The sequence below is a fragment of the Rossellomorea sp. GAMAL-10_SWC genome (genome assembly GCF_049568075.1).
Lineage (GTDB): Bacteria > Bacillota > Bacilli > Bacillales > Bacillaceae_G > Gottfriedia.
Window position 1 is genome coordinate 3,921,067 of sequence record NZ_CP144911.1, and the last position, 12,244, is coordinate 3,933,310.

General features: G+C 31.5%; 8 protein-coding genes. 4 read left to right on the top strand and 4 right to left on the bottom strand.

Features of this window, described 5'->3' with window-relative positions:
• Positions 1-15 precede the first annotated feature (15 nt).
• Together V5E38_RS19055 and V5E38_RS19060 are read right to left on the bottom strand one after the other, a co-directional pair.
• Positions 16-384, bottom strand: coding sequence for a GIY-YIG nuclease family protein (locus V5E38_RS19055; RefSeq protein WP_499211148.1), 369 nt, complete (start codon positions 382-384; stop codon positions 16-18).
• A 19-nt stretch (positions 385-403) separates the two neighbouring features.
• Complete coding sequence (locus V5E38_RS19060) at positions 404-1,159, bottom strand: DUF2087 domain-containing protein (protein ID WP_499211149.1); 756 nt, start codon at positions 1,157-1,159, stop codon at positions 404-406.
• A gap of 562 nt (positions 1,160-1,721) precedes the next feature.
• Here V5E38_RS19060 and V5E38_RS19065 point away from each other — a divergent pair.
• Positions 1,722-3,020 carry a polysaccharide deacetylase family protein gene (locus V5E38_RS19065; protein WP_499211150.1) on the top strand — a complete coding sequence of 433 codons (1,299 nt, stop codon included), beginning with the start codon at positions 1,722-1,724 and terminating at the stop codon, positions 3,018-3,020.
• 112 nt (positions 3,021-3,132) lie between these two features.
• On the opposite strand, the gene V5E38_RS19070 is transcribed toward V5E38_RS19065, so the two are convergent.
• Positions 3,133-3,699, bottom strand: coding sequence for a GNAT family N-acetyltransferase (locus V5E38_RS19070; RefSeq protein ID WP_499211151.1), 567 nt, complete (start codon positions 3,697-3,699; stop codon positions 3,133-3,135).
• Positions 3,700-4,143: 444 nt separating this feature from the next.
• On the opposite strand from V5E38_RS19070, the gene sigV reads away from it, so the two are divergent.
• The 3 genes from sigV to V5E38_RS19085 all read left to right on the top strand — a co-directional run bounded on the left by sigV (position 4,144) and on the right by V5E38_RS19085 (position 7,803).
• Positions 4,144-4,629: an RNA polymerase sigma factor gene (gene sigV, locus V5E38_RS19075; protein WP_499211152.1), complete on the top strand. Its 486-nt coding sequence runs from the start codon at positions 4,144-4,146 to the stop codon at positions 4,627-4,629.
• 24 nt (positions 4,630-4,653) lie between these two features.
• Complete coding sequence (gene rsiV / locus V5E38_RS19080; protein ID WP_499211153.1) at positions 4,654-5,526, top strand: DUF3298 and DUF4163 domain-containing protein; 873 nt, start codon at positions 4,654-4,656, stop codon at positions 5,524-5,526.
• A 249-nt stretch (positions 5,527-5,775) separates the two neighbouring features.
• Positions 5,776-7,803 carry an acyltransferase family protein gene (locus tag V5E38_RS19085; protein ID WP_499211154.1) on the top strand — a complete coding sequence of 676 codons (2,028 nt, stop codon included), beginning with the start codon at positions 5,776-5,778 and terminating at the stop codon, positions 7,801-7,803.
• Positions 7,804-8,058: 255 nt separating this feature from the next.
• On the opposite strand, the gene V5E38_RS19090 is transcribed toward V5E38_RS19085, so the two are convergent.
• Positions 8,059-12,213, bottom strand: a complete 4,155-nt coding sequence (locus V5E38_RS19090) for a S8 family serine peptidase (RefSeq protein WP_499211155.1) — start codon at positions 12,211-12,213, stop codon at positions 8,059-8,061.
• Positions 12,214-12,244: the final 31 nt, after the last annotated feature.

Consider the following 12,244-nt stretch of genomic DNA (forward strand, 5'->3'; position numbering starts at 1 on the left):
TAATCTCAGATGTAATCAAGTCTGATCACCCTTGCTATTGTTTGTGTGATATCCTCTTTCACCATAAGGTTGAAGTTTTTCTAACCATTTTTCCTCAAGTCTTTTTAGATCTCCCTTGATACCTAATGGACTAATGTCTTCTTCCTTTAAAATTTCTAATTCCTCAAATACAAATGACTCTTTTCCATATTCATTCCATTCTTGTTGAAGTGTTTTATTTGTACAAGACCCTGCCTCTAATTCAAATTTCTTTCCATTAATTGTTTTTAAATTTTTAGTACTTACTATGAATATTTTTTGATTTTTTACGTTTTTAATTTGATAAATACCTGCTTGAACTTTCGTTTCTTTATATTGCATTTTTAATTCTTTTTTTCTACTCATTTTTAACAACCTTTCTCTTCTAAGCTTTTAACCAATAACTACTGCCATCCGACTTTCGATCAATAAAGCCATATTCAATTAAGTATCTTCTTAACACGACATAATCAGGATAAGTAGCTGTCAGTACTTCATTTATCTCTTTTTCTGTATATTTCTTATTTGGTGAAAATCTTTTAACGATTTCTCTTAGAACAACAAGCTTTTGTTTTTCCTTTAATGGAAATTTTTTTAATGGTCCCTCTATGCCTTCCGGAAAGTATTTTTTTAAGGTTTTTTCCATTTCATCTTCCGTAATGTTATAGCGCTCATCGACCATTTTTGCTGTTTTATGAAGTGGTAAAAAACTTGGCGCATGCTCATCCTTTTCTTTTAAAAGCTCCATCATGACAAGAAATAATTTTGCTTGTCTTTCTTTTTCCTTTAAAACAAAGCGATGATTCCTAATCGTAGAAGCGCTACCGATACCAGTTTCTTTTTGAATATCTGTATCACTCTTCCCTTGATAAAAAAGACGTAAAAGATGGTTTTGATGTTCTGTTAATCCTGTTAGTTTTTTATCCAGCTGGATCAAATAATTGAAAACAGAGTCATGACTTTGTTCTATATGAACTCTCATGTATTTTTCAGCTTCATATAAAATACCTGAATCTTGATAAATAATTCCTTTTTCAATTTTTTTACTACAGAGTAAACATAAATAATGATTTTCCTCTTCGATATATCCTTGTTTTAATTCTTCTATATCTGCATTCCAAAAAACGTCTAAATTTTCCACTTAACAAACACAACCCTTTTTTGTTTATTGTTTACCAAACAAACTTTCAAAACGTTTATTTATTTACAAACATAATATGTTATTGTTTACAAAATGTCAATTTTACTTTTTAATTTTTATACTTTCTTATTTTAAAAAGGATGCCTCAAAAGACCTTTTAAAATGTTAGAACTCCTAATTTACACAAAAAAAGCATCTCAAAGTTACTTTTTTCCTAATGAGATGCCATTTCAATCTATTAAAAATTATTAAATGGTACTTTCTATACTTTTCAACTTAATTCTCTTGTTCCAAAGGGACTAATTTCAAATCTTCAATTGACAATTTCTTACAGTACTTTACAATTAAATTGTAAGGTGAATTTAATATTCGACATATTTTAAAGTATTTAAAAAACCTATTCTCAAAAGGGAAAATCTTTACATATTATTTTCCTTATAGACTAATATATTTAAAGAAAAACAGTAGAAATAATTATGACAAAAGATATAGTTTTAGATCAGTCTAAACTGTCTTTAAATACACGAAAATTAATGATTTCTTTACAAGATAGGAGGAAGTTATGTCAATTAACAATGAAAAACATATTGAGCTTTTATCAATCGAACAAAAATTCGATAAATCCTTTTTGCATATAAAACTATTATTTAATCAAGAAATAGAACTTCATTGGGAAATTGACAACGAAACGGCCAATCTTATGAAATCAAAAATTATTTTTGATGAAAATTATAAGTTTAGCCTTTCTTTATGTAGTACTTGGGATGAGGATAAAAATCAGTTTACTAGTTTTGTAACTAAATTAAATAATAATGAGAGTGAAAAAATCTACTTTTCTTGTTCAGAAGAGTTTCATCTTCAACTTCACTCCATAAAAAATATGAAGGATCTTAGAATTTTAATTGATCTACCTTATTTATCAATTAGTCGATCCAATTCCAAAAAAGAAAAGAGTATTTCGAAACGTTATAAACTTTATGGGTGGCTTACTGTTGCTGCTATTAGTATTCTATCGATTAGTTTAATAGCTTATAAGAGTCAAACTTGTAAATCAGAATCTTTATTTTGCGGAAAAAAACCAGCAAAAGCTGAAAGTGTTGCAAAGGCACAAAATTCAAAATCTCCAGAGAAACCAAATAAAACCAATCAGGAAAAACATGATCCAAAGAATACTGATATTAAAAACGTATCTCAACCGAATGTGCACACAAATGAGCCGGATGTTAGATATGCAATAAAGCAAGAACCAATCAATAAACCTGTCCAATCAATTTATCCGACTGTAAAATTAAACAATGTAGTTAACTATAGTATCCCACAAGGTAGCGTAGCCCTTACTTTTGATGATGGTCCCTCGAAATATTCAAAGGAAATTGTAAATGTTTTAAAAAAATACAAAGTAGGCGGTACTTTTTTCTATATCGGAGATAACGTTCAAAGATATCCTGATTGTGTACAATACGCATATTCTAACGGTTATTCGGTTGGAAGCCACTCCATGCACCACAATGACTACTTAAAACTATCTTATAAAAATCAAGAAGATGATATGGTTAGAACAAGTAACTTAATAACAAATATTACTAAGCAAGACACTACTCTCTTCAGACCACCATACGGTGCAAAAAACCAATCAACTATTGAATTAATGCAAAAACATCAATTTAAAATGGTTCTATGGGATAAAGATACTGAAGATTGGAAGAACCGCAATACAAATACAATTATCAATTACGTTAAAAGCCACACCGAATCTGGGAGTATCATTCTACTTCACGAAACTAAACCTTCTTTAGATGCTTTACCACAAATTATTGAATATCTACAATCAAAAAATTTAAAAATTGTTAGTTTAAACTAAAAAAGTAGTCGCTATTAGCTTAGCGACTACTTTTTTATTCAAACGTTTGTTTAAACGTTAAAATCCTAATGAATGAAAAAATAGAAACCTAATTGATTCTCTATTTTTCTTATTATTTGGAGTAATACCTTTCATTCGTTAACTCAAAAATGCATGAATGTATGTCTTCTTCATCCGCCGATTTCTTCTTTACCAAGCCTTTATTAATAAATTTATTTCTCTCTAAAATTTGGATTGATTTTTGATTTTCTGATTGAACAATTCCTTCAATGACATGTAATTTAAGTGTATTAAATCCATATGCTAACACTGCTTTTAAAGCCTCTTGCATGATTCCTTTACCTTGAAGCCCTGGTGAAAGTTCATATCCAACTTCCCCTTTCGATTGCTCGACCGAAAAATTCCACAAGCAAATTGTACCGATTAATTGATCACTTTCTTTAAGAGTAATTGCCCAAAGAACCCAATCATTACGTTCAATTCCGTCATTAATCATTATTATATATTGAAGTGCTTCATCAACTTCTTTTGCAATCAGTCTATTTATATATTGAGACATCTTTTCATTTGATCGTAATGCGAATATCTCATTTTGATCTTCATTATTCATTTGTCTTAAAACTAATCGATCCGTAACTATTTTTGGAAATGGGTTAAAAATATAGTGTTCTTTAATCATATATCCTCCAACTAAATTAGTAAGTTTAGTACAGTTTGTAGACTCTTATTCCTATTATCTATAATCTCAATAGGTAAATAAATAGCTAACATATTTATGACTAAATTATTTGATTCGTTATACATTCAGCATTTTAAAATAAAACAACTATAAAAGAGCAAGATTTTAAGATTCTTGCTTTTTTTGTTTCTAAAACGCTAGTTGATTGGAGCTGAAGTACTCTTTAGCTCTTTTTTTCGCTTAATTGTCTATAGTTTGTTTACGAACAGGTATGCCATCTGTATACTACTAATTTAGGCCAAATTCCCATTAAACTATTTGGCTGATTTTTAGTAAAAATTTCCTTAAATGTTTTTTACTTTTTATAAAACTTTTTCGAATAGGTATACGTCTTTTATAATGTGTACCTTCTTAGATACGTATCTCAAAAAAGGAGCTCTTTAAATGAAGGGGAAATCAAACTTAGAAAAGGAACTTGTAGATTTTATTATTAATAATAAAGATGATTTTTATCGGTTAGCTTATAGCTACGTTAAAAATTCAGAAGATGCGGTGGATATATTACAAGATTCTATTCATAAAGCCATTTCCTCAAAAGATAAATTAAAAAATGAACAATCTTTAAAAAGTTGGTTTTATAGAATTGTAGTAAATACATCATTAGATTTTTTAAGAAAACAAAAAAAAGTAACTGTAATGGATGAAGAAACGATTGAGTTATTTTCTTCAGGTCAGGATGATAATTATACGGATATTGATTTAGAAAGATCATTAGAATCTTTACCAACTAAATATCGGGCTGTAATTGTCCTCAGGTATTTCGAAGACTTAAAGATTGAAGAAGTTGCTGAAATTTTACAGGAGAGTCCAAATACTATAAAAACTCGTTTATATAAAGCTTTAGAAATACTCCGGATTAAAATGAAATGAATTTATTTTTGGGAGGCCAATTAGTTGGATAAAAAATTAGAAAAATTAAGATCGGACTATAAAAATGTCCCTATCCCTGATAATTTGGACATTATTGTTAAAAAAGCAATTAAACGTTCCATACAAAAAAGATTCCCTCTAAAGTCAATTACAGGTTTTTTTACTGCTGCACTATTTGTTTTATCAATCAATACTAGTTCGACTTTTGCAAAGACATTATCGAATGTTCCAATACTTGGAAATGTTGTTAATGTACTAACTTTTACTGAATATACTGTAGATGAGCCAACCTATAAGGCAGATTTAAAAGTCCCTGCGGTTAATAATTTAAAAAATAAAGATTTAGAGCAAAGCTTGAACAAAAAATACTTAGAAGAAAATAAGAAGCTATATGATCAATTTATGAAAGAAACAGAATCTGTAAAAAAAGATTCTGGTGCACACTTAGGAATTGATAGTGGTTATGAAGTTAAAACAGATAATGAGGACATATTGTCGATTGAACGATATGTTGTTAATACTGCTGCTTCCTCTTCAACAACTATGAAATTTGACACAATTGACAAGAAAAAGGAGATTTTATTGTCTTTACCTATTCTTTTTAAAGATCAATCATATGTAAAAATAATTAGCGAAAACATTAAAGAACAAATGAAAGAGCAGATGAAAAAAGATGAAAGTAAGGTATACTGGATACCGGAAGCAAATCTTGACTATTCAATTGATCCTTTCGTAACCATTAAAGACAATCAAAATTTTTATATAAATAAAGATCATAAGCTTGTTATTTCATTTGATAAATATGAAGTTGCCCCTGGTTATATGGGTGTTGTTGAATTCACGATTCCAACTGACGTTCTTTCAAAAGTTTTAGTTGGACATCATTACATTAGATAAATTTTAAACAAACGAATAAAGGAGCCACTCTTAATTGATTAGGTTTGGCTCTCTTTTAAGAAAAACAAATACATTAAACAAATAGCCAAATATATAAAGAAGGCTGATATAAATAGTTAAATTAGGGGAAGGGGAAATTAGTAATGAACTTCGCGGTTCAGACGGTTAAAAAATTAAATTTTATAAGAGCTCAACATTTGTTCGAAAAAGAAATCGTTTATGAGGTGTTTAAACAAAGAGGTTCTGCTTATGTCTAATACAAATAAACAGTTTCGTTATATGGCTGGATTAGATGGGCTTAGAGCATTAGCAGTTTTATCGGTCATTGCATATCACTTAAATTTTTCCTTTGCTTCTGGTGGGTTCCTAGGAGTAACAGTATTCTTTGTACTTTCAGGTTATTTGATTACTGATTTATTAATTGCCGAGTGGAGTACAAATCAAAGGATCGACTTAAAAAGTTTTTGGTACCGCCGCGCAAAAAGACTTTTACCTGGAATGTTCACCTTACTACTAATTGTCATTGCATTTGTTTCATTATTCAAATCATCAATGATCGGAAATTTAAAACAAGATTCAGTAGCTGCAATATTTTATTACAGTAATTGGTGGTATATTTTCCATCATCTTTCATATTTTGAGTCTTTTGCAAATCCTTCAATATTAAATCATTTTTGGTCGTTAGCAGTTGAAGAGCAATTTTATATTATTTGGCCAATCCTTACTTTATTAGGCTTAAAATATATTAAAAATAAAGATCGCCTATTTTTATATACATTAGTTGGTGCAATCGTTTCTGCATTACTGATGGCTATATTATTCCATCCAGGTAGTGATCCTAGTAGGGTCTATTACGGTACTGATACGAGAGCTTTTTCATTATTGATAGGAGCTTCTTTAGCATTAGTATGGCCTAGCCGAAAACTTACAAATAACGTTACAACCTCTGGAAAGATTTTAATTGATCTAGTTGGGATTACTGGTTTACTTATTTTTCTACTTATGGTCGGTAAAACAAATCAATATGATAGTTTCCTTTATCGCGGAGGAATGTTCCTATTGTCTATTTCCGCTGCAATGCTAATCGCAGCACTCGCTCACCCTACAAGTAAGATTGGTAGATTCCTAGCAATGAGACCATTGAAATGGATCGGATTACGTTCATATGGAATTTATTTATGGCAGTATCCTGTAATTATTTTATTTTCCCCTAAGGTTAACACTGGCGATATTTCACTTTTTAGAGCAATTTGTCAAATTACTTTAATATTTGTTCTTGCAGCACTATCCTATCACTATATTGAAGACCCAATTAGAAAAGGTAAACTAGGTATACTTTGGAAGAATTTCCTTGCAGGAAATATTAATTTAAAAGAATTCTTTTATAAACATATTGTGATTATAAGCACGTTTATTTTACTATCTGGGATCGCAAGCTTTGGACTATCTATGCTCCCTGATGCTCAAGGTGTAAAAGCAAGCTCAGAAATTGAATCGGTTCAATCCGTATCAAAGCAATCATCTGAAACTGTTGTTGAAAACGATACTAAAAAACCTCCTTCAACAGCTATAGTTGATCACGATAAACAGGTAACTAAGCCAATTCAGCAAAAGGATGACAATAAAACAGTAAATAATGAAGAAAAAACAGTAAATAAAGATGAAAAGCCAGTTACTGACAATACAAATAAGCAAAATAATACTGGTCAAACAACTGAAGATTCTAAACCAGTTGTAAATAACAATCAAACTCCAAATACTACTACTAATACTAAACCTGCTGATACGAATAAGCCGGCTGTTTCAAACAATAGTGTATTTATCATAGGAGATTCTGTTGTTATTAATTCAATTCCTGAACTCAAAAAAACATATTCATCCCTTTCAGTAAATGCTAAAATTGGAAGACAATTTACTGAAGCATCTGCAATTATTCAACAAGCAAAAAATACAAATTCGCTTGGTAATATTGTTGTCATAGAGCTTGGTACAAACGGTCCGTTTACCGTAAAACAAATGTCTTCTCTCATAGAGTTAATTGGAAAAGATCGAAAAATTTTATTTGTTAACACACGTGTACCAAGACCTTGGGAATCGATTGTTAATAAAACTTTAAGGGAAGTTTCAAGTAAATATTCAAATACTAGAGTTGTAGACTGGCATAGTGCTAGCGCAAATCATAATTCATATTTTTCTCCAGATGGCGTTCATTTAAAACCAGATGGTGCAAAAGTATTTGCGTCATTATTAATAAATGCAATTGAATCTTGGAAGTAACACTGATTGATTTAGATGCATGATAAAATACCACAAGACAACTTGAAGTGCCCCCCCGAATGTTAGACATAGTCTATGATTTTGGGGGGCACTTTTTTTATGACTAAATTTACAAATGATGAGAAAAAATATATTTATTACCCAACTTTTTATTAACTTGAATGTGACTTCATCATAAAAACTCTTTAAAACAAAGAAAAGCCACAAGGTAAATTCCTTGTGGCTTTTTAACGCAAATTCACTTAATCTTGCACTCTAGTTAAATTTCTTTTTCAATTCTTCTAATGTTAACTTACTTGTTTTTTCAACTGGTTTAATAGATGTAGGGAAAAATGGATTTGTTGTCATGAAGTTCTTTTCAACATAATTGAAGTCCAGTATATCAACAACCCCATCTTTATTTAGATCTTCCTTCAACCTATCGCCGGATTCCTGAGCTTTATTTGCAATAAGCTTAGCATCATAAATATCAATTACATTATCTCCATTAATGTCTCCTGCCGCTGCAGTGTCAGTATAAGCGATATAGTCTATACCTTGGACTTTTCCATCTATTAATTTACCTAATTTAATTTTTTTACTATATTGATAGTGTCCTGGAATGTTAACTATGAGTGTATAATCATCCTCAGTTGCCGGTATATCAAAAATCGTCATATAGCCATTTTCTGAAATATCCGCTTTATATTGTTTACCGTTTTTATCTACAACATATGCTTTTACACCTAACTTCGAATAATCTAAATCGTAGTTATAAAAGTTAACTGCCTCACCGTGGAAATACCCTTCTAAAACTGAATGTTGGGCGATGAATTTAAAGCGATTAGCATATGTCGGTAACGTAATCTTATTACCTTCATTTGTTTGATATGTTGACTCCTGATAATAAAAGCCACTCTCCCTCATATAGTTAAGGTCGCACACAACCTTTAAATTAATATCTAGCAAATCAATATTTCCATTTATTTTTACTGGTAAGTTAGTCTTTTTATCCTTAATGTCGACTGAAAATGTTGTAATATTTGACCAGGTATCCCCTGTTACTTGCGGTTTTCCAATGCGAATACTCCAATTATTTTTATTCATTAACTCATCTAATTGCTTCGATTGCTTTACACTCATTACTTTATAATAGTTTGGAATATTTATTGTGGCGTTGGCACTTGTTAAATCTTTTGCATTGTGGACAGTAAATGTACTTGTAAACTCTGAACCTAGCGTAACTTCTTTAGTCCCTGTATTAATCGTTGAATAGCGATCGCCTTTATTAATAATCGTAAAATCTGGGAAAACCGGATTTCCTGCTGATGCATAATCATAAGTATAAATCGCTACGTTCGTAGGGTAATTTGTATACTCTTCTGGTAATACACCAAATTTGAAGTCACCATTTTCTGTAGGGAAAAACTGCGCTGTTGGCCATGACGAATCCTGGTAGGCATAAACTGTATTTGCTTCTTGAGATAGATTATGTCCCCTATTCTTTAAATAATCAATCGTATCATCATATACATTCCCATGGACCCAGTAAGCTTTGTAGTCTTTACCATCCATTGGGTTTGTTTCTGTTGTTAAATCAGCCTCGGAAACTTCATTAATGCCTGTCTTTTTATCAAAAACTACTTTTGGAGGTGTATTATCAATTACCATATCATTGTCTACTTTATAGGTTTTTCCATCTGCATCTGTACCAATATAAGAAACAATATATTTGCCCTCATCCAGTGTTTCATATTCAAGTGATAATGGCTTATTTGGGTCGCCTGTAAATAATTTTACATCACCTGAAAAGCCATACATGATTAAGTAATCTGTATCAACATTTGCACCATCTAAATCGAAAGTACCATACAGGCCAATTGGTTTTCCAGATAGATCGCTAACAACTACATCGATTTTTTTCATTTCACTGTTTAATCTTATTGTAACTGGTGTAAAAGGCAGTATATCAGGATGGAAGTTACTTAAGTCACTTGTAATTGCATTCTTAAAGAAATCAACCTTTGCAAAGCCACTTGTCGTATATCTCACGTGGAATGGTATTTGGTACTCCTGTGTTTTTGATTCATTTTCTACATAAATATATCCTTCATATATGCCAAACTCAGAAGATTTTGGTATTGTTACTTTGGCGTCTATATTGACACTTTCATTTCCATTAACAGTTACTTTAGAAGGCAATTCAAGTTTTACTCCATTTTTACTAGCATCCTTTGAAACATCATCGATCGTTAAAAATTCTACTCTTGTATGATATGTTTCATTATTTTTGCTTAAATTTTTAATACTAATTGATGTTGTACGATTTTGTTCCTCGCTTGTTTGTGTAATACTTCCGAAAGGTAATGAACCAGATACATCATCGATTTGCTTTTTAAAACCATTTTCATCCAATGTGTATGTTTTATTTTGTACTTCTACTAAAGTGGTGTTATGAACTGCCTCATAAGCATCTACTCGCCCAGCCCCAACTTCGTTTACATTATATGTTCTTCCTTTTAATAGATCCGCTGTATTCATAAGTGCTGCTTTTACATCGGCAACAGTATATTCCGGATGAGATTGTAATAATAATGCAGTAACACCCGCAACATGCGGTGTAGCCATAGAAGTTCCATCCATGCTCGCGTAACTAGTTGAATAATCCGTCTCTTTTTCTGGATTATTAATATATTCTGGTACAGTTGAGAAAATAGAAACCCCTGGTGCCACAACATCTGGTTTAATATCAAAATTATTACTTACTGGTCCTCTGGAACTAAAATCTGCTAATACGTCACCAGATGTCATATTTGACTGTAAATCCGTCATTTTTAATTTAACTTCCGGATTCTTATTGAGTTCATCAACAATACTTTTCCCTTCCTCTCGACTCATTTTAAAGGTTGGTACATATCCAAAGTTTTCTCCTAAGAAGAAAGGAATCTCTTCTTCTATATTGTTATAAATTAACACTGCTACTGCCCCTTTATCATGAGCACGACGGATTTTTTCATCAAAAGATAAAGTACCACGTGATATTAGTGCCACTTTGCCACTTACGTCTTTATTTGTATAATCCTCTTCGGCACCTATTCCTACATCTACTACATTCAATTCTTTATCTATCATACTTAAATAATCTTTACCTAAACCGTGAGCCATTAACTCATTTGTAACTGAAACATTCCCCATACTCGTCTGTACAGTTGGTATATCTGTAGGAACATCGCTTGCTCCAACAGTAATAGCTAACGGTGATGAACCAGGAGAACCTAATGACCCTGGCGTAGGACCTGCGTTACCTCCAGCTACAACGGGAACTACTCCTTGCAAAGCTGCATTATTAATCGCTACTGCTGTAACATCTAAAGAATAATTATTACTGTTTCCTAAAGAAAGATTAATTACATCCATGCCATCTTCTACGGCCTTTTCTATACCAGCAATAATCCAAGAATCATATCCTGAACCATAATGCCCTAAAACACGATATGCATATAAATCAACATTTGGTGCAACGCCAGTCATCGCATAATCAACGTTATTTCGTGGGTTTGATGCAATCGTACCCGCAACATGCGTTCCATGCTCAGTAACAAATGGGCGACCATCAATTTCTGCTGGCTCACCAGAAGCAGCAAGATCTGCAGGTGTAGACTCCATTGGATCCGAGTCATTATCTACAAAATCATAACCACCTTTATAAACATCCTTTAAATCCGGATGATTGTAATCAATACCCGTATCAAGAACTCCTACTTTAATCCCCTGTCCTTTTATATCCTCATTATGTAAACGCTCTACACCTAAAAGGGGTAAAGCTGGTGGAACACTTTTGTTTTTTGTAGAAGCGTTATCAGAAAGCTCATTGATTGGTACACTAACTTTGTTATCCTTCCATACTCGTTTCACAACACCTGTTTGAAGAAGTAAATTAATTTGATCTGTCGGAATGGTCATTACCATTCCATTAAATACATTTTCAAATGATTGTTTGATATGGAATTGGTTTGTTTTCTCCTTAGCTTGCTGAGTTGCTTCCACTTTTTCGTTTTTCTTACTCCATAATTCTGTTAATCGCTTTTTAAAGAACTCTTGTTCACCTTTAATTTTTTCTTTCTTACCTTTAGAAATCTCTTTTACTTTTCCATTTTGATCATTTTCAATTGGTGAAGTTTTAAGTTCAACAATAATATTTGCAGTTTTATCTTTTAAAGATAATAAACTAGGATCGATCACAAAGCCTTCTTGAGGAGTTAAACGCTTAATCGATTGTCTTTGCTCATCTGTCAGTCCCTTTAAAATTGATTCTACAGAGTTCGACGTTGCATAAGATTTTTTTTGAGGCATTAAATAAGATGTAAAAAAGCTTGTAGTTAATACACTTGTTACCATTACATTTAGCATTTTCTTATTTCTAATCTTCATTTCGATGCGCTCCTTCTACTAGATTAAGTTA

Coding starts and splice junctions, on each gene's coding strand:
- V5E38_RS19055 (WP_499211148.1), bottom strand. CDS start 384: ATGAGTAGAAAAAAAGAATTAAAAATGCAATATAAAGAAACGAAAGTT.
- V5E38_RS19065 (WP_499211150.1), top strand. CDS start 1,722: ATGTCAATTAACAATGAAAAACATATTGAGCTTTTATCAATCGAACAA.
- V5E38_RS19070 (WP_499211151.1), bottom strand. CDS start 3,699: ATGATTAAAGAACACTATATTTTTAACCCATTTCCAAAAATAGTTACG.
- sigV (WP_499211152.1), top strand. CDS start 4,144: ATGAAGGGGAAATCAAACTTAGAAAAGGAACTTGTAGATTTTATTATT.
- V5E38_RS19085 (WP_499211154.1), top strand. CDS start 5,776: ATGTCTAATACAAATAAACAGTTTCGTTATATGGCTGGATTAGATGGG.
- V5E38_RS19090 (WP_499211155.1), bottom strand. CDS start 12,213: ATGAAGATTAGAAATAAGAAAATGCTAAATGTAATGGTAACAAGTGTA.